The organism is Streptomyces sp. 3214.6 (genome assembly GCF_900129855.1).
Lineage (GTDB): Bacteria > Actinomycetota > Actinomycetes > Streptomycetales > Streptomycetaceae > Streptomyces > Streptomyces soliscabiei.
In genome coordinates this window covers 1837439-1857748 of sequence record NZ_LT670819.1, presented here as the reverse complement: position 1 = coordinate 1857748, position 20310 = coordinate 1837439, and the positions used below count along the sequence as shown (strand labels likewise).

The window sequence follows — 20310 nt, the reverse complement described above, 5'->3', positions numbered from 1 at the left end:
CCGGAGGGGCGGTTCTGCCCAGTCAGTGGGGCAACCGCTATGAACGCACAGGCCGGCCCACTCCGGTCGAGTACGCGGACGAGCCGGCCTTCCGCCGGTGGTGCACGACGGCCGCGGCGGTGCTGCGGCCCGCGCAGGTCAATCTCCGGGACCTGCACCCGCTGCTGCGAGCCGAGGTTCAGTGGGGCATGTTCTGGCATACCCAACGACCCCACGGCCGCTGGGAGTTGGCCCCGCTGCAGCGGCTGGCGAACTACGGCCGCGCACACGGTCTGCGCTCGTTGACCGACCTGGACTGGGACGAGGCGGACCGGCGCAAGGCGGTCACCCGCGAGGGCGTCTACATCGCCCAGGCCATCGCAGGCGCCCTGCACCCTCTCTACATGACGCCGGACGAGACGCGCGAACTCGGCTACATCCTCACCGAGCACTTCGGCCGCAAGCTCACCGGCCGCGCGATCCGCATCGACCTCACCGGTGTCTCGCAGCGATGGCTGCGTGACCTGATCTGGGACCACCTGGTCGCGATCCTGCGTTCTCCGAGCTGTCCCCGCAGCGGAGGCACCTTCGACGACATGCGCCGAGCCGGTCTGGAGATGAGCACTTTCCTGGAACTCCAGAGGCCGAACGCCTCGGCCTGGACCGGGGCTTCATCGCCGCCATGCCCGCCCCAGGGCGGATGGTCAGCCGCGCTCGGCCGCCGTTCGCCGACGGTGTCGCCCGCGCGCTCGCCGACGAGACCAACCTGCGCGGGCTCGCGGAGACCTACGACCCTTTCGACCGCGGCCTGCGGGACGCCTGGGAGACCATCATCGTCACCGGCCGCCGCTGCAGCGAGGTGCTCAAACTTCGCTTGGACTGCCTCGGCCGTTACGGCGGACTCCCCATGCTCTGGCATGACCAGACCAAGGTCGGCAACTACGACCAGGCGCTGAGGGTCCCGGAACGGGTCCACCAGCTCCTGCAGGACCGCCAGCGCAAGACCCTCGCCTTGTTCGAGACCCGGAACAACCGGCCGCCCACCGTCGAGGAACGGGCCCAGATGGCGCTGTTCCCGACGAACCAGCGCAACCGCAACGGACGCACGCCGCTGTCCTATAACTGGTTCCACAAGGGCTTCAAACCGTGGATCGACGAACTCGACATCGGCCGGTGGGTCCCTCACCAGGCCCGGCACAGTCTGGCCACCAGCCTGCTGCGGGCCGGGGCGAGCCTGACCCACGTCCGCCGCTACCTCGGCCACGTCTCCGAGCGGATGGCCGAGCACTACATCCACCTGACCCAGTCCGACCTGGAGGACGTCCTCCAGCACGTCTGGGTCACCGGCCCCGGCACCGCCAACCCCGGCGAACTCCTCACCGAGCCGACGGCCCCGCTCACCCGCGAGCAGGCCCAGTCCCTCGCGATCGACCTGTCCCGCCGCAGCACACCTGCCGAGGGCGGGTTCTGCACCTTCCAGCCCGTCATCGACGGCGGCGCCTGCCCCTGGAACCTTGACTGCCACAACTGCGACAAGTTCGTCCTGTCCGGCGCCGACCTCCTCTACTGGCGGCGCAAGCGCGAGCAGTGGCGGCTGCTGGCCGAGGGCGCCCCCGACGACGCGACCGCCGACTACCTGCACCGCTACTTCGAGCCGACCGCCCGCGCCATCTACGGCCTGGAGAAGGCCCTGGCCGGCCTTGGCCTTCTCGATGACGCCCTCGCCCTCGATCTGCGCAAACCCCAGGACTACTTCCACCGCGTGTGGTCCACGGCCTTCCGCGCCGCCGACCTCGCTCACGCGGGCGGCGCCGAGCCAGACGAGTACAGCGATACGTGCACAGCCGAGGACACCGATCCCGAACAGGACGTCGCATGAACAGCGTCCCCGAACCCCGCACTGCCGCTGCCCTGGCGGCCCGACGCAGCAAGACCGAAACGGCCCTCCTACGGGTCCGTGAGTCCATCGCCCGGCTCCACCGGGAGAAGGCCCAGGTCAGCGTCGCCGCTGTCGCCCGGCGGGCGAACGTCTCACGCACCTTCCTCTATGCCAACCCCGAGGCCCGGGCCGCCATCGCCACGGCGATGACCGAGGCAGGTGATCACCGGACCCGGATGCTCGTCGAACAGGACGACGAGCGCGAGGCGACCTGGCGCGAGCGCGCGCTGAACGCCGAGGACGCACTCAAGGCCGCCCAGGCCGAGATCCTCGCCCAGCGCACCCGAATCGGTGAACTCCTCGGCCAGATCAGGGACTTGCAAGCCGAGTGGACCGAAGAGGTCGTCCAGCGGATCACCACGGAGAACACCACCCTCAAGCAAAGGGTCCGCCAGCTGACCGCCGACAACCGCACCCTCGACGAGCGGCTCAAAGCCGCCCGATCCAACCTCCGCTTCCAGGACCGACGGGTCGCCGACCTCGAAGCCCGCCTCACCGGGCCGGAACCACCAGCCTGATCACATCCCGCCGGCATCTCATGGCCCGTCCACCGTCCCGGTGGACGGGCCATCCCACTGATTCCGGAAGTGAGTGTTTGGCCCCACCTGCGGCCTTTCGGTGGGAGGACAGATGTGCTCCTGCCGCCCTCGCCGACGGCGGGGCAGACATCCTTCAACTGGCCAAAGTGCCTTGGTGAAAGTACAGGCGCCAGCCCGTCTCGGTCAGGCGCCACAAGGAGCTCCGCCATGCCCGGCGCTCCTGGTTGTCGGCGAAGTACGTCAGGTGAACGATCCCCGGAGCCAGGACGGTCCCGGACATCTTGCTGACCTTGACCGGCGACTCCGAGGACACTGTTCCCCCACTCGTCACCGTGAGGATCGACTCCACGTCCCACCAGCGACCAGACGCTCCGATCTCGGTGAACTCCGGATCCAGAAGCTCCAAAACGAGGGCTGGAGAAGCACGCACCTCAGGATCCAGAAGCCGCAACTCCCCATCAATGGCCGCTTGCACTGCCCGCTCACTCTCGTCCGTCATGCACGGACCCTACGAACACCCGGCCCCCGGACACAGCGAATATCTGGCCCGGAGTGATCAACAACAGTCCGGGGTCGAGGTCCGCAGGGTCGAGTTACAGCGAGGACCCCATCCCATCGTCACGAACATGTAGTCTATGAATCGCCGCAGTTCAGAGCCGGTTCACGAGCTCCTGCGGTCGGTAAAGCGGTCTACCAGCGGCGCCAGCACAAAGGGCTGGTGCTGCCGGGATTCCCGGAGATCAGCCTGTCACCCAACGACGCTTACCGGCTGGCGGTGCACCGCTGCGGCTACATCGCTGCCCCACGCGATCCGAACCTGTTCCTGGAGCTGCTGCCGATCCACTGGTGCGGGATTCACGACCGCCGCATCCAGAAGGACTACCTGCACTACAGCGCGCCCATCACGGGCACGTACAACGGTGCCAAGTCCCCCTACGCACACGCCACGGGCGCCTGGCCGGTCCGCTACGACCCGCGGGACATGACACAGGTCTACCTCCACGACCCCTACACCGGCGACTGGCACACTCTGCGCTGGACGCATGCCCTGACCGGGCTGGAGCCGTTCACGGACATCACGCTGCGCCAGGTCAAGCAGGAATTGCGCGAACGAGGGCGCAATCCAGAGGATCAAGAGGCCGTGTTGGACGCGTTGCTGGACTTGCAGAACCGCACGGACGCCGCCGAGGCGTCCACCGCACGCTCCCGCCGGGCGCGGGCCCGGGACGCCGAGCGAGCCAGGGCGGCGGCGCGGGACAAAGCTCGCACCGACCTTGTCGATTCCGCCGCCGAGGCATCGGTCAAGGATTCCCACCTGCGGGCCGTGCCACCGCTGCCCGCGGACGACGAAGGAGAGGCCACGATCGACTTCGACACTCTGCCGGCGTACGAGGTGTGGGGCGGCCGTCCAGAGGAGGACGACACACTGTGATGGCCCTGCCGCCGAAGGACTCCGACAGCACCCATCCCGGTCTGGCCGAACCGCGTACCAAGGAGGACTGGTTCGCGTACGTCTTCTACGAACCGCCACCCCGTCCTCGCCTTCCCCCGTACGACACCTATGTGGCGATGGCCGAAGACGATCCGGAACGGCGTCGTCTGATCCGCAGCCGCAACCGGTATCACAGCGCCTTGGTTCTGGCCTGGACTCCTGCCGTTCAGCACTTCGAATCGGAGATCACGGAACTGCTCGATGCGAACGAGATGGCTCCACCCGGAGCTCGGCTGGGACTTCTCATCGACGGCCCACCTACGGTCGGTAAGTCCACTCTGGTCAAGATGATCGGCCGGAAGTTCGAGCTCGACCTCCGCGAGGATTTCCCCGAGCGGTTTGCCCCTGATCGGCTGGGGGCGTACGTCCCCGTTGTCTACATCTCCCTCGCCGACCAGGTCACCCCCAAGCAGATCTCCATCGCGATCGCCCGTTACCTGAATGTGCCTACCAGCGGCACCAAGGACACCATCGACGATCGTGTCCTGACCGCGCTCAAGGCATGCGGTACGCAGTTGCTCGTCTTTGACGACCTGCATTTCCTGGACTGCTCCCAAAAGGAGGGGCGGGCCTCCAATGACCACATCAAGTTCATCGCCAACCACGCGCACGAGAAGAAGAGCCTGACCCGCCGACACTGGCGCTACCTCCACGACCGCACCAACGGCAGCATCGCTGGTCTCCACGCTCTCATCCGCCGCAGTGCCGTGCGCGCTGTCAAGCTCGGAACTGAGGCCATCACGCGCGAGATCATGGACTCCATCGTCCTGTCGTAGAGCTATCGTCAAGACTTGTGGATCAGTGATCAGAACCAGTTGATCGTGTCCTTCAGGAGACGGGCGAGCTTCGCTCGCTTTGTCGCGTTCGCTCGCCAGATTTCCTCGGCTTGGACGCTGGCAGTTGTGACTCCAGCCTGACCAGCCGGGTTCTCTGCCGGTATGAGACGGCGGTTGGCGATGAGCATCCCGACGCGGATGAGCGTGATGCCCAGGCTGCGGGCGGCTTCTGGCTGGGACGACCAGGCGTCGTCCTCGACGATGTCCACTTTGAGTAGAGCGTAGCCGCGGTTGCTTCGCGGCCAAGATCGCCCCGGTCGGCGTCTTTGGTTCATCACGCCGCCGCCTTCGGCCGCTCGGCCAGGAGGCCGCGTTCGAAGCGGGCTCCGGCACGGACGAGTGCCACGAGGTGGGGCGCGTTGACCGCTCGCCAGCGCGCCTGGGCGGATTCGACGAGCTTGAAGACCATGGCAAGTGCGGCGGCCGCGCTGCCGGCGCCCTTGGTGACCTTGGTCCTCAGCCGCACTGTCGCGAAGGTCGATTCGATCGGATTCGTGGTGCGCAGGTGAACCCAGTGCTCGGCCGGGAAGTCGTAGAACGCCAGCAGCTCGTCAACGTCGTCGGTGATCTTCTTGACGGCCTTGGGCCACTTCGCGCCGTAGGTCTTCTCGAATGCGGCGACGGCTTTCACCGCATGGTCGCGGTCCTCGGCGTTGTAGATGTCCTGCAGCGCCTTTCGCGCGCTGGGCTGGGCCGACGTCGGGATCGCGTTGAGCACATTGGCCGTTTTATGAACCCAGCACCGCTGATGGCGGGCCTCGGGAAACACCTCTGCCAGGGCCTTCCAAAAGCCCAGTGCTCCGTCGCCGACCGCGAGGACCGGAGCGCGCATCCCGCGCCGTGCGCAGTCACGCAGCAGGTCGGCCCAGGACTCGGCGGACTCGCGGTAGCCGTCGGCCATCGCGATCAGCTCCTTCGTGCCGTCCGCGCGCACCCCCATGACGACCAGCACGCAGGACTTCGCCTCGGCCAGGCGGATCCGCAGGTGGATGCCGTCGGCCCACACGTACACGTAGTCCGTCGCCGACAGGTCACGCTCGCCGAATGCCGTGTGATCGGCCTGCCACTGCCCGGTCAGCCGGGTGACCGTGGCGGGCGAGAGGCCGGCGGAGGAGCCGAGGAACTGCTCCAGCGCGGGCACGAAGTCACCCGACGACAGGCCGTGCAGATAGAGCAGAGGGAGCACCTCGCTGATCTTCGGGGACTTGCGGGCCCAGGGCGGCAGGATCGCCGAGGAGAACCGCTTGCGCTCCCCGGTGGCCTCGTCGACGCGCTTGTCATTGACCCGCGGGGCCTTCACCTCGATCGCCCCGGCCGCGGTCGTGACCTTCCGCGGCTGGTGGAAGCCGTTGCGCACCACCAGACGCCGCCCGGACGCGTCCCGCTGATCAGCCAACTCGGCTATGTAGGTGTTGACTTCGGCTTCCAGCGCGGCGGCCAGCATCCGCCGTGCGCCCTCCCGGACGATCTCGTCGATCAGGGAGCCGTGTGGTGTCGTTCCGTCTTCGTTGACTACCGTGAGCACGGGCGTGCCTTCCCGACCGACGCGCCAACGTCGGCCTACTCGATGACCATCACAGGATCATTCGGGAAGGTACGCCCTTCACGCGCCAACCCGAGGCTGATCCACAAGTCTTGAGCATTGCTCCCTGTCGGTACGACCACGAACGTACCTACGCCAAGGTTGTCGAACTGCGGTCCCGCCCGTCGTCTAAGAGCACAAGCAAGCCGAAAAAGAAGTCGGCCGCAGCAGACGGAAGTGCCTGAGGACACAAGTAGCGCCTGACGTGGCCCGATAAGGGCTCACTGGCATGCTCTGCGTGTGTCCGAATCGTTGCGTCGCCTTGCTCTGGTACCGGAGCCGTATCCCGGTGAGTCCCTGCTCAGCTGGGTCGACGCACTCGCCCGACTCAACCGGATCAGCCGCCTGCATGCCCTGCGCTTCTCGGCCTTTGCCCGCCCCGGCGGCTCCACGTACCGGCCCAGCGTGCGCTTCGGCACCCATCTTCCGACAGGAACGATGGCTCGCGTGGGGGTGACCACCGGCTTGTCGGCCGGGGAACTCCGTCGGATAACGCTCATGCATTATGCGGATGGTGTTCTGGCGGGGGCGCCTTCCTCTGTGAACCATCGGACGATCGCCATGCGGTTGCACCGCCAGCGACTTGCCCAGCCGCTCCGGTCGCGCGCGTGTCCAGCCTGTCTGGTGGAAAACGGCGGACGGTGGTTGCTGCGATGGCGTCTGATCTGGTCCTTCGCCTGTGTACGCCACCGCGCTTTCCTGATCAGTTCCTGCCGCGGTTGCGGCAGGGGTCTGCATCAGGTGATTCCTAGTCTGGGAAGCGCTGTGGTGTGCGGCCAGCCCGACTGGAGACGTCCGGGGGTCGTCTGCCAGCGCTCCATCTGGCGCATGCGTCCGCCCCGACTGTCCGACCCACACCTCCTTGAATGCCAGCGCCGTCTCGACGATCTCGTCGACCATCCACACCGTCCGGGCAGCACAGACATCCTGCGCACGTTGCACCTGGCGCTGGAGGACATCACCGGCGGCTACGACTTCGCCCCGTCGCTTCCGGACACCGAGGCCGTGCTCCACCGGCGGTGGCGCGGCCACGGCGGTATCTTGTCGTATCTGGACGATCCGCTGCTGACCGCGGCCCTTATCAAGATCGCCACGCTGGGTGGCCTCGGCACCGCCCAAAGGGTCCACGATCAGGTGGACATGGCCTCGTGGTCGACGGACGGCTTTCCCAGGGCGACCGGAGCCGTGGCGCCGGTCAACCGCTTCGGCGGCACGTGCCGGGCTGTCGCCTGCCTGGTCTGGGTACCGCCAGGGCAAGGAGTCGTGGCACAGACGAAGGACGGTCCGCTGGTTCTGTGCTCCAAGCACGTCGATCGCGCCACCACATCAGACAATTGCGGCTCTGTGCCTCGCTGAGTCGTCGAGGCATTCTCGCCACGGCACGCCGTGACTCGTTGCAGTCAGGCCGGGGCCCTATTAGTTGATCGCACCGTCAGCGGCGGCGTCGGCACCCGGGCTGTCCAACAGCACAGTGCGGGCGGCAATACGCACGAGGGCGGAAACGGCGGCGGGCGATCCGTTCTCCAGCGTCCACGACAACGGTGGGTGGTCATCGAAAGGTGGCCTCACGCTCTCGACGGCTCGTACGACGCTGTCTTCCATCCGGTCGAGCATGGCGCCCATCGTCTTCCTTTGTGCAGCATCTCGGACGATCTCTGACATCTTTACCATCAAGCGGCGCGACAGATCATTGTGCGAGGCGTCTGCGGGTGTGAGCAGCGCGGAGACACGGCGTTGGACGTGGACAGCCTCTTCGTCGTCCACAGGGACTGCTGGAATCTCCAGGACCCGGAACCCGCACACTGTGGCACCTGCGCGGATGGCCGCACGATTTCGCTGCCCCAAGGGCCGAGTGCAGTGCTCCCGCTGTCCAGCACCGGTCCACTCATGACGCCAATAGAGCCGCAGATTGCAGCGTGGACAACGGTCCACCAAGTACACCAGGTGATCCGCACACAGGAAGGTCCATTTCAACCTCCAGCTGAGCAACCAGCGGCCCTCCGACGCCTGCAGGCAAAGAGGACACGCCGCCGAGTGATCGCGCCGCAGCCAAGGAACGCGGACGGGCCACTTCCGACTTTCGTAGGACGCGAACTGGGGCAGTGCCGTAGGAGCGTAGAAGGAAAACAGTATCCGCTTCACCTGCACCGGCCGCAGCCCCGTCCGTCGGCACACTCCTTCAAGCCCTTCAGGGCTCAGATGAATTTGCGCTGCGCCGAAATCCGGCCGGCCGGGCAGCCCCAGTTCCCGCAAAGCCACTCCGCGCTGCACATTCCAGGTAACAGCCAGGGTGTCGACCCAGCTGAGAAACGACTCCCCGGCCAACGGAGTCGCAACCGACCCGAGCCGCCGGACTCGCTCTTGGTCAGCCACGGCCCACCATCTCGCCGTTGGCCCCGCCGGTCGAGCCCTCCGCGATGGGGTACGCGGGGTTCTCACCCCGTCGAGGCAGCCACGTCGGCCGAAACTCCGGGTGGCTGACGTAGGGCAGCAGCAGGCACCGTGCGGCATACCGCAGCGCTTTCCCCTCGCTGGTTCGTGGATCGGTGTCTATGCAGGCGTCCAGGATCAGCCGCTGACCCGCGATCACCCGCTCTGACAGTTCGGCGTTCCCCTCTTGAAGCCGCCGTTCTTCCTCACAGAGCCGCGCGTCGAGGAATCGGAGTCGGGGGTCAGTGCTCGTGATCGGTCCGGAGTGTGCCCGAGGACATGCCTGGGCGATGAACTGGTCCGCGTGCTGTGGACAGTAAGTGCCTCCGCCTGATGCGTCGTTCACCCTCGCACCGTGCCCAGCCGGCACCCAGGTTCCGCAGCCTTCGTGGTGGCAGTAACCTCCGAAGCGGTTCGCAGGCAGTTGGAACTCGCCACGGGGTACGAGGATCCGCGGCCGGGGAGGCCCCCAGTTCGGCCGCGCCTTCACCTGGTCTGCTGCTTTGCTTGTCCTACCGTTCTCCGAGCCGAGGCCAGCCTCGGTTGCGATCTTAAGAGCGGCGGCCACGATCAGTGGGCGAGGCTGCCAGCGGAAGCCGTCGGGTGCGTGGTCTCTGCCCCAGGCCTGGTCGACGACCTTGTCGGTGCGAGGGAGGTGCACCGGCCGCTCCGCGTTCCACGCCTCCTGCATCGATCGGTACAACGCTCCGAAAAGCTCGCGCACTTGCTCGCGTGATGGGTCTCCAGAACCATCCAGGAGGCGGTCGATCCGCTGCTGGCAGTCGAGAAGTTGGACGTCATGGACTGGCTTCGCAGTCATGCGGCGGATGTCACGGCCACAGGGCCTGCTCGGCTTGTAGCGTCCCCAGCCAGGAGCTGGCCCGGGGCAGATCCAGGACTGAGGAGTCCCGGGCCTCGGGGGATGGAGGCCAGCGTCACAACCTCGGCATTCCGAGATCAGGTAACGCTGGTGCTCGACACACGCGAAGGACCAAATCAGCCGCCACTTCAACAGCCACCGGGCGCCGTTCTCACTCAGACACACCGGGCAGGCGCTGGAATGCGGGCGCAACACTTTCCGCTGCCAATATCTCCAGCCGCCCAGGGCGTACCGTCCTTCCGCGTCAGGTTGCGGCAGTGGGTCCAGTGCCACTCCTGCGTAGCGGGCAAGCGTTATGCCCCGCACCTGTTCTTCCGTCAGCCCGGTGGTGAGGCGAACCGAGTGAACGACGGTGTCGCTGATGTGGTGGCCGAAGCTGTCCGACAGCGCTGAGGTGTTGGCTATGCCCGTCAGTCGCAGCGCCATGGGCCGGGAGACCTGATTGAGGCGCGCGAGCGCATCCACCCAGCTGAGCAGCGACTCACCAGAGTACGGCTCGGGGACCAACGCCAGCCTGCGCAAGGAGCTTGGGACGTCCATGGTCTTCTTTCCGTGTTTCCGACCAGGGTGCACAGGCGGCCTCGGAAAACGGGCATTTCAGTGTGGTTGCGGCGGGTCGTCGTCCGTGCTGATCTTCGGGTGCGGGCGAAGGCGCTGTAGCTCGGCCCTGGCCCACCGAGTACATCCCCACCCGTGGCGCGGCTGGGTTCGCCCCAGTCCTCAGACGGACCCTGGAGCTTGGAGGCTCTCCGCCGCCGCAGCGCTCAATGCGCCCAGTGCGATCGGGAAGTCCGGGCAGGAAACCGACCCTGTGCAGGCCGAAGCAATGGCGTGCGAGCGGTCCCGCTGTCGTGGCCCTCTTACGTGGCCGGTTCTATACCCGGGGACCGCACACGCCCCGTTTACCGCTCACGCGTCACCCGCCTAACCGACGCCCGGGGCTCACATCTGCATACTGCGCCCACTTCAGGACAATTACCCAAAGCGACCCATTGGCCAAATGTCCTCGGAAAACATCCGCCAGTGGACCGTTTTGCCCGAGTTTTAGTTACCTCGTCTCACGTGCGCCTCACCACACCCGCAAGGACTGACCGGTTCCGGGTAGTTGAAAATTACGCGTTCAGATATGTGGCAAATACTTTCGATTACCGACCCCCGCACAGACATCCACCCTGATGTGTCGAATATGCCGCCGACCCCTGCACGCCTCGCCGAGTAGGGGATACGACCCTGGGGGACGCGTTGGACATCATGCAAGTCGCGGGCGTGGGAGCCGGAGCTCTGGTCACCGAGATGGCCAAGAGCACGTGGGATTCCGTGCGGGCTGCTGTCGCCCGGCTCTTCCGGCGTGGTGGTGAGGAGAGCGCTGAACAGGAACTGCAGCTGGTCGACTCGTCACGGCAGCAACTCCTCGACAGCGCGGCCAGTGAACGCGGGTCGGTGGAACAACAGCTGCGAAGCGAGCTGGAAATGCAGTTGGCGGTATTCCTGAGGAAGCATCCCGACGCAGTCCAGGAGCTGCAGGACCTGATTGACCAGGTCAAGGGAGCAGACAACGGTGACGGGGCGCGGACGAGTGTGCACCACAACACCGAGAGCATGGTCGTCATCTCCAACGGCGACATCAATGCCTCGGGTGGCTTCCACTACCGCTCACCGGAGCAGAGCCGGTGAGCGAGGAGACCGCTCACGGGGCCGTGCCGCCCCCACCCGGCGTCCCACCGACGCCCGGCCAGCAAGTGCAGATCCGCGGGAACCAGAACTCGAAGATCATCGTAGCCGCGGGCTCCGTCACGATGACGAGGAAACCACCGCTGCCGGTCACCGACATCCCGCAGAGCGAACTCCGCGCCGTACGCCGGGCGTGGGTGGAGCTGAGCGTGCGCGACGAAAGGGTGCGGACGGCATCCGACGCGATCGAGCGGCTTACCGGGGGCGGGCCGCGGCTGGCCGTCATCGCCGGGCCTTCCGGGTACGGCAAACGCGCTGCCGGCATCAAGGCATTGTGGGAGGTCTCGCAAGCGGAGGAGCGCTCCGGGGGCAAGGCGCTGAAGCTCCAGTCGATCGCGCCAGACTGGGAAAGGCCAGGCTTACCGGATATCACCGAGCTGCCCGACGAGCCGGGAACGTGCTACCTGCTGGACGTGGCCGCGGAGATCAGTTCCTGGCACAAGCCCGGTCTCGTCGCCCAGCAACTGGTGAGTTACGCCGAGGAATTGAAGTTCTCGGGCTCCTTCCTCGTCGTGATCGCCGACGAACACGGCTGGCCCGAGGGCGTGTCGCCAGCGTTGTCGCCCGCGCCACGGCCCGACCCTCCCCGCACCGCGTGGCCAGGTCGCACCTGGAGTACGTGCACCACCTTCCTGACAGAATCCGCTGGCTCACCACGCCGACGGAGGAAGGCTCTGCCGGCGAGGCTGGGCATCTGCTGACCGACAGCAGTCGTCCCGACGATGCTGCCCGACTGGCCGCCAAGCTTGCCTCCGCGGACGACTCGCCGGATGGCCTCAAGAACGCCCTCGGCTCCTTCCGGGAGTGGCGCACGGCCGTAAAGAACGTATTCAGGGAGACCGAGGACAAGCCCGAGGACCGTGCCCTGCTCATCGCGTCCCTGTTCCTCAACGGCAAGGATGCGCTCACCATCCAGAACAGCGCCCGAGCGCTGCTGGGCGATGATCCGGAAACGGACGTCCGCACCATCCTTACCGGACCCGATCTGACCACCCGACTGACGAAGATGGGCGCAGAGGTCAACGGAAGGACGGTCTCCCTCGATCACAAATCCGGCTACGCACGTGCCGTCCTGCTCCACCTGTGGCAGCAGCGGGCTGACATCCACCCCCATCTGTTGCAGTGGCTGGACACCCTCACAGCGCCCAAGGGCCCCGGGGCCGACCGGCTGGCCGCCATCGGCGACCTTCTGGTCGAACTGGCCGTCGCGGAGAACGACATCCGTGTCGTCAAGCAGATCCACGCCTGGATCGACAAAGGCGCCGACAGCACGGAGCACCGTGAGTTGATCGCCCGTGTCCTGACAGTCGCCGCCGAAGCGGACACACTGGGCGTCCAGGTCCGTGCCCTGCTCCTGGACTCAGCTCAGGACGAATCGGAGGCCGTCGCGACCGTCGTGGCACTGGTCTGCCAGGGCGAGTTCGCCGAGCACTACCCACGTCAGGCCCTCGTGCGCCTGAGGCACATCCTCGACCGGTCTGAGACGGACGAGGCCGTGCAGGCAGCGCAGGATGCGCTGCGGGACATCGCGGCACGCGACGGCCAGCTGCCGCGGGTGTGGAGCACCGTCATCAAATGGGCCACTGAGAAGAAGCACCTGGCCGGACATCGGGCCTTCCTGTCGCTGCTGGATCCGCGGGTGGACCCGTACGTTCTGCAAGTCATGCTCGCGGCGGCCGAACAGAAGGAAGACATCAAGGAAGCGCTCCTGGACGGCTGGAACGCGGCCTTGGCCGACACCCGGGTCGAAGCTGAATGCCGGCAGTTGCTGACCGCTTGGGCCGAGGCGCGAAAGGCGGCGGACATGCCGACCGAGCTCCTGACGGACCTTCTCAACCAGATCATGCTGGGCCATCTGGTCGCCTCCCCAGTCGCCGCGCTCATCTTCGGGGAACCCGGAGTGGCCGACGGCGAAGCGGTCATCGAACTGCGCAAGGACCTCCGGCTGCCTCCGACGCTCTCCTCCTTGATCACCGCACACGAGCGCGCGTCGGCGGAGTCCTGACCGATGACTTCCACCCGATGGTCGCGCCGCCGTGCGCGCAAAGCGGTACAGCGCGGTCTGACCCGGTTCGAGGTCCGCCTGCGCAGCGCCTGTCCCGGGATCGGCTTCACCGCCCGGATCACGGCGACCGTGCTCACTGAGCCGCCCTACCCCAGCCTCGTCGAGGAGATCGCAGGAGCCGTGCGCACCACACTCAGGGACGCCGCGAGCAAGGTCTCGAAGACCTGTGACCCGGCCGACCTCGCCTCGGCGCGGGACATCTGCGGCCAGCACCTCGGCCGAGTACGTCAGCTGCCCACCGACCCTCTCATCGAGTTCAAGGCCAAGCTCACCCTCGACCTGCTACCGGACGACCGGGCCGCCGTGGCAGCGCTGCTGGCCGCTCAGCGCCGACAGGCCGTGACCGACACCCTGCGGCTGCAGAAGACCGGCGCACTCGCTGCCGAACTGGCCCATCCCGCAGCCCTGTTGGCACGATGGATCGAGCGGGACAATGCCGACTGGTCGCAACTTGTGCGCTTGGCTGACGATGCAAACGTGGTCGCGGAGGTATTCGCCCGGTATCGCCCCGAGGACGAGCGGAGCGTCGAGCACGAGGCCGTCGAAGTACTGCGCGAGTTCCTCGCCAGCTTCCCTGACCACACCCAAAAGCGCATGTGTACACGCTTTTGGCCGCCGGCATGGACAGCGCCCAGAGGCCACACCACGCCGCGAAGGCACAAGCCCTGGTCAACGGGCACGCCGCCACCCAGCCGGAGGGCGAGTCGTGAGGGGGACGGCTGGTATCTGCCTCGGCCTCGCAGACGTGGTGGTCCGGTGAGTACGTCAGTGTGGCGATGGCTCCTCTCGCCCTGGACGAGCTGGCGGGCGTGGCAACTCGCCCGGGCGAGCCAGGGCAATCTCTCTTTCGACGCGGCCTGGCGGCGCACCAGGCTCGAACGGCACCCGGACGAGATGCCCTATCAGGAGCATGGCCATATCGCGACAGACAACGAGATCGAGGACCCCCGTGCCAAGCAACAGTGGTAATACGGTCCATGCCGTATGAAGGGGGTCCGGTTCACCCGCGCGACGTTCTCCGGCAGCGAGGTCAGTTTCGATGACGCGGTGTTCTCCGGCAGTACGGTCAAGTTTGATGATGCGACGTTCTCTGGCGGAGAGGTCAGCCTCCACGGCGTGACGTTCCCCAGCGGCAGCGTGGACTTCCATTCTGTCGCCTCGTGGGATTCGCCACCCCAGTTCGACGACTTGGTGCTGACCGCTCTACCCGCAGGGCTTCTCCTTCCCCCTCCAGACATTGTTCGGCCGAGCTGACCGTTGCACCGTCATGGTTTCTCCCGGTGCACGTACGGGCTGATCCTCTTCACCGAGTCGGGCGCCAGTGCCAGCAGCCGTTGTTAGGTCCGCTCCTGCGCCTGAGTAGGGCCGTATCACCACGATGCTCCCCCTGCCGGAGAAGTGGAGGGCAGCGACGAGCAATAGTCAAGACTTGTGGATTGGGTCGTCTGGGCTGCGGTGCGTCAGTTCGCTTCTGGCCATGAGGGGCAGCACCAGGTGGAGCCGTGCCATTCGATGAGGAAGGGCTGCGCGTGGGGCAGGGGTGTGCCCCAGACAGCGGCTCCCACGGTGCAGAGCTGGCCGAGTGCGACGGTGAGGCTGGCGACGTGGCCGACGACGGCGACGGTCTCGCCCCGGTGCTGCTCGGCGATGACCTGGAACACCTTGCTCATGCGGGCCGTGACCGCGAGGCCGGTCTCGCCGTCCGCGACCTGCTGTGTCAGGTCGTTGTCGACCACCCAGGAGCTGAGCACGTCGGCGGTCTGCCGTCGGACGGCGGGGTTGCTGCTTCCCTCGTGCCTGCCGATGCCGACCTCCACGAGGTCGGGCAGGACCTGGACATCGACGCCGGCGGCGGTGGCAAGCGGCTGGGCTGTCTGCTGTGCGCGCAAGGCCGTGCTGGAGTAGACCGCGCCGATCCGCTCGCCGACCAGGGGCCGGGCCGCGAGGGCGGCCTGCTCATGGCCTCGCTCGGTCAGCGAAGCGTTCGGCACGGCCCCGGCGATGTTGTCCGTGACGTTTTGCGACTCGCCGTGCCGCAGGTGGCGCTGGTAAACCAGGACGTCCCCCAGGAGCTGGGTGGTCCCGGGCCCGAACTCGGTGCGCAGCGTGGGATCCAGGCGCCCGGCCGCCGCCTGGATCGCGGCTCCCGCCACCCGGTCCAGGCCGCGCAGTCGATTGCGTACCAGTGTCCGCAGCCGTCCCGCGTCTCCGTCGCTGGCCCGCAGTCCGTCGTAGGAGCCACCGCCGTCGGCCCAGAGATCGGCGGCCTCGATGAGGGCCTCGGCCAGGGAACGGCTCGTTTCGAAGAGCAGGAGAGGGGCGTCGGTGCGCCGCAGCCATTCCGTCTTGGGCCATTCCTCGGCCAGATACTCGAGGGCGTCCTCCGGGTCTTCTCGAAGCGGGGCGTGCCGTAGCCCCGATGAACCGAATTGCAGCTCGTCGCGCGCCAGCCGCTCACGCACGGCGGCCTCCACCTGCGGCCACTGCTCGGGGACCTCGGGTTGTGACGCCAGGGCCGACACGAGCACGGGTTCGGGCAGGGCGACGCTCGGTGGTTCATCAGCGTCGCGCAGTCCACTGTCCTTGTGGGCGCCGGGGACGGCGGCGCGGCGGGTAGGCAGCGCGGCCGTGATGAACCGGTCGTCGGCTCCCAGGTCGCCCCAATAGACCGGCACCATGTCGAGGCCGGACGCGGTCTGCAGGTCGGCGACCATAGCTGCGAAGCCCTGCTGGTCACGGTTGGCCACGCCGTGGATGACGAAGACCGAATCGTCCATGTTCTGCGGCTCCCTCAAGAGTTTCTGACGCCGATACTTCCGGGAGTGGTGGTGTGTGCGGTGGCGGCCGGGCTGCCGTAGACGGAATAGGCGAGCCAGGTCGGGTCACCGTCCTGATCGCTAATGGCTCGACGTGCGGCCAGCGAGGCCTGTCCGAGTGGCTGCTTCTTCAGGACGAGTTGGCGATAGAAGGCGTCGGCGAACATCAGTGCGGACTGGGACCGTACCGGCCAGAGCGTTCCAACGAACGCCCCGGCACCGGCCTGCAGGAACTGCGAGGCCCCCCAGGCTTGCGCCGAACCAGTCGATCTCGCCGGCGCTGCGGCAGGCGTTGAAGAACACCAGCGGGCCGTATGGGCGCAGACTGCGCAGTTGGGCCGCTGCAGCGAGGTCGATCGGATCAAAGGCACCATCCGCCATCCGCACACGGGAGCCCGCACCACTGAACGAGTTGTGGCATGCGAAGTGAAGTAGCCCCGCATAGCCCTTCGATCAGCTCTCCCAGGGCTTCGCCATCGGTGAGCACTCCCCTGTCGACGACCTCGGCGCCGAGGCTGGCCCTCAGCACGTCGACTTCGTCGTGGGCGTCGGGCGGCGAGTTGGGGGGTACGACGAAGGCCGTGTTGGGCAGTGCGATACTTCCGACCCGTTCCTGGTCGAACACGCGGCGGACTACCGGGAGCCACTCCGCCAGGAAGCCGCTGTCCTCGCGTCCCTCGTTCAGCGGGTACATGAGTTCCCAGGGAACGATGTCCTGCTCCCCGAGGACAGTGAACGCGGTGATCCGATCCACCTCTTCCCAGAACTGGTGCTGTACCGCTTCCGGGACGGCGGAAGTCCACAGCTGAACTCCGTGAGCGCGCAGGCGCCGTCGAAGCTTGTCCGGGTGCACGCTGCGGTCACCGTCGGCGGCCGCCTTGGCGGCCCGCTTCAGTTCCTCGAAGATCTGCCGGGTCGCTTCTCGGGGGTCCCCAGCGCGGAAACTGAAGACCTCCGGCGGATGGCAGTCGGCACTGAGCAATTGGAAAGTGAAGGTGCCGGCCCGCCGGTCCTTCTCCAGCACCTGCAGCGTGACTTCTCCGGGCTCGAAGGCCAAGGTGGGCAGGAGGGCGGTCTGCGTACGGCCGTCCCTGGTCGGTCCGCCGTCCTCGACCGAGATTTGACAGTGCACCTCTCCGAGAAAGGTGCCGCCTCGGAAGGCCGGTGCTGTCACGCGGTGCACGCCGGGGGCTGCTGTCCGCAGTCCGAAGCGGACGACGTCCGAGTCGCGTCCTGGGTAGACCGTGAGCTCCTGTTGCAGATCACCGAGGGCCACCAGACCAGGGGCATGGACGGTGATGTGCAGTCGAGCTCCTTCCGGCGGTACGGCGAACGGCCGAAGCGAAGCGCCATTATTCGCCTCGCTTGCTAGGTCTCCTATCACGTGGTCGGCCCCGAGGGCCGGGTCACCCGCAGCGAAAACATCTCCGTGCCGTCAGGCGCGATGATGCACGACTTCGCCCTGACCCAGAACCACGTCCTCATCTACGACCTGCCGGTCACCTTCAGCCGCGAGGCCGCCCTGCGCGGCGCGCCGGTTCCCTACGAGTGGAACGACGCGCACCAGGCCCGCATAGGGGTGATGCCGCGGGCGGGAATCGCGGCCGACGTGCGGTGGGTCGATGTGGATCCCGTATGGATCTTCCACACGCTGAACGCCTACGACGACAGGGAGCGCGTGGTTCTGGACGTGGTCACCCACCCGAGGATGATGTCCAAAGCCACCGGCTCCATCGAAGGCCACGGCACGCCCGCCCTGGACCGCCCACCCTCGACCCGGCCGCGGGGAAGGCCACTGTGCAGCGCCTCGACGACCGACCGCAGGAGTTCCCCCGGATCAACGACCGGCTGATCTCGCTGCCGTACCGCTACGGCTACACGGCGGCCACCACCGATCTGATCGAGTCCTGTGCCAGCACCCTTGAACTCGAGCAGCTCCCTGACGACGCGTTCTCCAACCGGTTGATCAAGCACGATCTCCACCGCGGGACCCAGGAGATCCGCACGTTCGGCAGGGCCGCGACGCTCGCCGAGCCGGTCTTCGTGCCCGCGGCCGGTGGCGCCGAGGACGACGGCTATCTGTTGGTGTTCGTCCATGACCCCGAGCGGCTCCGCCACCGACCTGGTGATCCTGGCGGCCCAGGACGTCACCGCGGCCCCCGTGGCCACCGTCCATCTGCCGGCCCGGGTCCCCCTCGGCTTCCACGGCAGCTGGATCCCCGACGCGGGCTGACAAGGAGCCCTGGAAGGCGCCCGCTTCGGAGGGCCCGAGGCGGGCCACGATCACTCGTCCTGCGGGTAGGTCGTGAAGTAGTGCTCCTTGGTCTGCGCGAGCCGGGTGCGCGCGACGGCGAAGTCCAGGACGGCGGGGCGGCCGGCCGCGTTCTCCGCGAGGGCGCGCTTCAGGGCGTCAGGTACGGCGGCCGGGTCGTCGACGCGTTCGCCGTACGCGCCGCAGGCCTCGGCCAGGCGGGCGAAGTCGGGCTGGAAGGGGAACTCGGTGTCCTGGATGCGGTTGCCGTAGGTGTGTTCCTGGAGGTCCCGGATGGAGCCGAGGGCGTCGTCGTTGAGCACGCACCAGGTGACTGCGAGTCCGTACTGGGCGGCCATCGGCACGATGTTCATGACCATTTGGAAGGAACCGTCGCCGACGAAGCACAGGGCGGGCCGCCGCGGGTGGACCAGGCGGGCGGCGGGCAGGGCGGCGGCCGCGAACCCCATGCCGTAGAAGCTGGACGGGGTGATGACGGAGCGCGGTTGGTAGACGCGGAAGAAGGGGAACGCGCCGCCGATGTGCTGGGCGAGGGCGCCGACGTCGACGCCGAGGACGGTGTCGCGGGGGAAGACGGAGCGGGCGGTGCGGATGACGCGGGCGGGATGGATCGGGGCCCTGTCGTCGAGTGCCATGCGGTCGACGGCGGCGTTGAGGGCGGTGATGTCCTGGAGGAGGCGCTCCGTGCGGCCGGGGGAGGCGTGTGTGTCCTCGGGCAGGGCGGTGAGCAGTTGCTCCAGGACTCTCTTGATGTCGCCGTTGACGGGGACGTGGGCCGGGATGGCGCGGCCCAGTTCGGCCGGGTCGATGTCGACCTGGATGTAGGTGGCGTCGGGGGACGGGAGGGCGGTGGGCTGCCAGTTGGTCTCCATCTCCTCGAAGCGGGTGCCGAGGCCGAGGACCACGTCCGCCTCGGCGAGCAGCCGTTTGGCGACGGGGTTGCGGTGGGCGCCGAGGCCACCGGCCGCGAGGGGGTGGTCGTCGGGGAGGCTGCCGCGTCCGGCGAGGCTGGTCAGTACGGGGGCCGACAGGCGTTCGGCCAGGGCGCGCAGTTCGTCGAAGGCGCCGGAGGAGGCGACTCCGCCACCCGCGACGAGGAGCGGGCTGCGGGCAGCGGCGAGGGCCGCTGCCGCGGCGTCGACGGCCGGTTGATCGGCGGCGAGCCGGGCGGGCGGGCCGACCGGCAGGTACGGCTTGTCGGGGACGTCGAGGGTCAGCAGGTCACGCGGGATGTCGATCAGGACGGGGCCCGGCCTGCCGCCGCGGGCGCGGGCGAAACCCTGCCGCAGGACGTCGGTGAGGAGGTCGGCCCGGTCGACCCGGACCGACCACTTGGTGACGGGGGCGAACACCTGGTCGGTGGCGACCTCCTGGCTGGCGCCCCGGTGCGCGGTCGCCGTGGCGCCGCGGCCGCCGAGCACGATCATGGGCAGGGCCCCGACGTATGCCTCCGCGACCGCGGTGAGGGTGTTGGTGACGCCCGGTCCGGCGGTGACCAGGACCACGGCGGGCTCGCCGGTGAGCTGGGCGTACGCCGCCGCCATGGCCGCCGCGTGATGCTCATGGCGAACCAGGAAGCTGCTGATGCCGGGCGTGCGGTGGATGGCGTCGTAGAGGGGCAGGACATGGCCGCCCGGCATGCCGAACACATGGCTGACACCCTCGGCCCGCAGGGCATTGACGATGGCCTGACCGGCGTTGATCTCGCCCATGGCGGCGCGACTCCTGTTCTGGTGATGCTGGTTGAGG

The 20310-nt window shown here is 67.6% G+C and carries 21 protein-coding genes and 3 pseudogenes; 13 read left to right on the top strand and 11 right to left on the bottom strand.

Annotation, left to right across the window (positions count from 1 at the left end; all coding sequences use genetic code 11):
* Nucleotides 1-661 precede the first annotated feature (661 nt).
* Both B5557_RS42705 and B5557_RS08330 read left to right on the top strand, forming a co-directional pair.
* The gene (locus tag B5557_RS42705) at nucleotides 662-1858 is read left to right on the top strand and encodes a tyrosine-type recombinase/integrase (protein WP_107472569.1); all 1197 of its coding nucleotides are present in this window, start codon (nucleotides 662-664) and stop codon (nucleotides 1856-1858) included.
* Complete coding sequence (locus B5557_RS08330) at nucleotides 1855-2436, top strand: DUF6262 family protein (RefSeq protein WP_079658513.1); 582 nt, start codon at nucleotides 1855-1857, stop codon at nucleotides 2434-2436. The genes B5557_RS42705 and B5557_RS08330 overlap by 4 nt, the downstream gene beginning before the upstream one ends.
* A 154-nt stretch (nucleotides 2437-2590) precedes the next feature.
* On the opposite strand, the gene B5557_RS08325 is transcribed toward B5557_RS08330, so the two are convergent.
* On the bottom strand, nucleotides 2591-2956 hold the full coding sequence (locus B5557_RS08325; RefSeq protein ID WP_173877650.1) for a nuclear transport factor 2 family protein: 366 nt from the start codon (nucleotides 2954-2956) through the stop codon (nucleotides 2591-2593).
* Between the two features lie 219 nt (nucleotides 2957-3175).
* Between B5557_RS08325 and B5557_RS08320 the strand changes: the two genes are divergently transcribed.
* The gene (locus B5557_RS08320; protein WP_231976305.1) at nucleotides 3176-3889 is read left to right on the top strand and encodes a hypothetical protein; all 714 of its coding nucleotides are present in this window, start codon (nucleotides 3176-3178) and stop codon (nucleotides 3887-3889) included.
* Nucleotides 3889-4725, top strand: coding sequence for a TniB family NTP-binding protein (locus tag B5557_RS08315; RefSeq protein ID WP_231976304.1), 837 nt, complete (start codon nucleotides 3889-3891; stop codon nucleotides 4723-4725). Before B5557_RS08320 ends, B5557_RS08315 begins: the two co-directional genes overlap by 1 nt.
* A gap of 29 nt (nucleotides 4726-4754) precedes the next feature.
* Here the strand turns inward: B5557_RS08315 and B5557_RS08310 are convergent, their stop codons facing one another.
* On the bottom strand, nucleotides 4755-4994 hold the full coding sequence (locus B5557_RS08310) for a DNA-binding protein (RefSeq protein WP_231976169.1): 240 nt from the start codon (nucleotides 4992-4994) through the stop codon (nucleotides 4755-4757).
* A gap of 65 nt (nucleotides 4995-5059) precedes the next feature.
* On the bottom strand, nucleotides 5060-6310 hold the full coding sequence (locus B5557_RS08305; protein WP_079657373.1) for an IS256 family transposase: 1251 nt from the start codon (nucleotides 6308-6310) through the stop codon (nucleotides 5060-5062).
* Nucleotides 6311-6607: 297 nt separating this feature from the next.
* Between B5557_RS08305 and B5557_RS08300 the strand changes: the two genes are divergently transcribed.
* The gene (locus B5557_RS08300; protein ID WP_159424350.1) at nucleotides 6608-7723 is read left to right on the top strand and encodes a TniQ family protein; all 1116 of its coding nucleotides are present in this window, start codon (nucleotides 6608-6610) and stop codon (nucleotides 7721-7723) included.
* 60 nt (nucleotides 7724-7783) lie between these two features.
* Here B5557_RS08300 and B5557_RS44970 read toward each other — a convergent pair whose 3' ends face one another.
* The 4 genes and pseudogenes from B5557_RS44970 to B5557_RS46185 form a co-directional block, all read right to left on the bottom strand.
* A complete protein-coding gene (locus tag B5557_RS44970; RefSeq protein WP_231976303.1) occupies nucleotides 7784-8131 on the bottom strand; it encodes a hypothetical protein in 348 nt (115 codons plus the stop codon).
* 180 nt (nucleotides 8132-8311) lie between these two features.
* Nucleotides 8312-8740 (bottom strand): annotated as a pseudogene (locus B5557_RS46190) (TniQ family protein); the annotation flags it as partial.
* Complete coding sequence (locus tag B5557_RS44965; protein ID WP_231976302.1) at nucleotides 8733-8957, bottom strand: hypothetical protein; 225 nt, start codon at nucleotides 8955-8957, stop codon at nucleotides 8733-8735. The gene B5557_RS44965 and the pseudogene B5557_RS46190, both read right to left, overlap by 8 nt.
* 810 nt (nucleotides 8958-9767) lie before the next feature.
* Nucleotides 9768-10217, bottom strand: a pseudogene (locus B5557_RS46185) (TniQ family protein); the annotation flags it as partial.
* Between the two features lie 753 nt (nucleotides 10218-10970).
* On the opposite strand from B5557_RS46185, the gene B5557_RS08285 reads away from it, so the two are divergent.
* Genes B5557_RS08285 through B5557_RS08265 form a run of 5 tightly spaced genes read left to right on the top strand, consistent with a single transcriptional unit; the run spans nucleotide 10971 to nucleotide 14727 of the window.
* The gene (locus B5557_RS08285) at nucleotides 10971-11351 is read left to right on the top strand and encodes a hypothetical protein (protein WP_101375139.1); all 381 of its coding nucleotides are present in this window, start codon (nucleotides 10971-10973) and stop codon (nucleotides 11349-11351) included.
* Entirely contained in the window at nucleotides 11348-12109 is a 762-nt protein-coding gene (locus B5557_RS08280; RefSeq protein ID WP_079658507.1) for a hypothetical protein, read from the top strand. Before B5557_RS08285 ends, B5557_RS08280 begins: the two co-directional genes overlap by 4 nt.
* Nucleotides 12004-13413, top strand: coding sequence for a hypothetical protein (locus tag B5557_RS08275; RefSeq protein ID WP_159424348.1), 1410 nt, complete (start codon nucleotides 12004-12006; stop codon nucleotides 13411-13413). The genes B5557_RS08280 and B5557_RS08275 overlap by 106 nt, the downstream gene beginning before the upstream one ends.
* Before the next feature lie 3 nt (nucleotides 13414-13416).
* Nucleotides 13417-14442, top strand: a complete 1026-nt coding sequence (locus B5557_RS44960) for a hypothetical protein (RefSeq protein ID WP_231976301.1) — start codon at nucleotides 13417-13419, stop codon at nucleotides 14440-14442.
* A 15-nt stretch (nucleotides 14443-14457) separates the two neighbouring features.
* Complete coding sequence (locus B5557_RS08265) at nucleotides 14458-14727, top strand: pentapeptide repeat-containing protein (RefSeq protein ID WP_079658505.1); 270 nt, start codon at nucleotides 14458-14460, stop codon at nucleotides 14725-14727.
* Nucleotides 14728-14933: 206 nt separating this feature from the next.
* On the opposite strand, the gene B5557_RS44460 is transcribed toward B5557_RS08265, so the two are convergent.
* Genes B5557_RS44460 through B5557_RS08250 form a run of 3 tightly spaced genes read right to left on the bottom strand, consistent with a single transcriptional unit; the run spans nucleotide 14934 to nucleotide 17346 of the window.
* Nucleotides 14934-16250 (bottom strand): histidine phosphatase family protein, encoded by a 1317-nt coding sequence (locus B5557_RS44460; protein ID WP_197697295.1) that lies wholly within the window; start codon nucleotides 16248-16250, stop codon nucleotides 14934-14936.
* Nucleotides 16251-16264: 14 nt separating this feature from the next.
* Complete coding sequence (locus tag B5557_RS42695; protein WP_159424347.1) at nucleotides 16265-16663, bottom strand: CHAT domain-containing protein; 399 nt, start codon at nucleotides 16661-16663, stop codon at nucleotides 16265-16267.
* Nucleotides 16651-17346, bottom strand: a complete 696-nt coding sequence (locus tag B5557_RS08250) for a hypothetical protein (RefSeq protein ID WP_143688151.1) — start codon at nucleotides 17344-17346, stop codon at nucleotides 16651-16653. The genes B5557_RS42695 and B5557_RS08250 overlap by 13 nt, the downstream gene beginning before the upstream one ends.
* A gap of 327 nt (nucleotides 17347-17673) precedes the next feature.
* On the opposite strand from B5557_RS08250, the gene B5557_RS44955 reads away from it, so the two are divergent.
* From B5557_RS44955 to B5557_RS42690, 3 genes and pseudogenes are all read left to right on the top strand, one after another.
* Nucleotides 17674-18141 (top strand): carotenoid oxygenase family protein, encoded by a 468-nt coding sequence (locus tag B5557_RS44955; protein WP_079658501.1) that lies wholly within the window; start codon nucleotides 17674-17676, stop codon nucleotides 18139-18141.
* Nucleotides 18087-18338: pseudogene (locus tag B5557_RS46180) on the top strand (carotenoid oxygenase family protein); the annotation flags it as partial. The gene B5557_RS44955 and the pseudogene B5557_RS46180, both read left to right, overlap by 55 nt.
* Before the next feature lie 46 nt (nucleotides 18339-18384).
* Complete coding sequence (locus B5557_RS42690) at nucleotides 18385-18522, top strand: carotenoid oxygenase family protein (RefSeq protein WP_107472567.1); 138 nt, start codon at nucleotides 18385-18387, stop codon at nucleotides 18520-18522.
* A 50-nt stretch (nucleotides 18523-18572) separates the two neighbouring features.
* Here the strand turns inward: B5557_RS42690 and B5557_RS08230 are convergent, their stop codons facing one another.
* Nucleotides 18573-20273, bottom strand: a complete 1701-nt coding sequence (locus B5557_RS08230; protein WP_079658500.1) for a thiamine pyrophosphate-binding protein — start codon at nucleotides 20271-20273, stop codon at nucleotides 18573-18575.
* Nucleotides 20274-20310 lie beyond the last annotated feature (37 nt).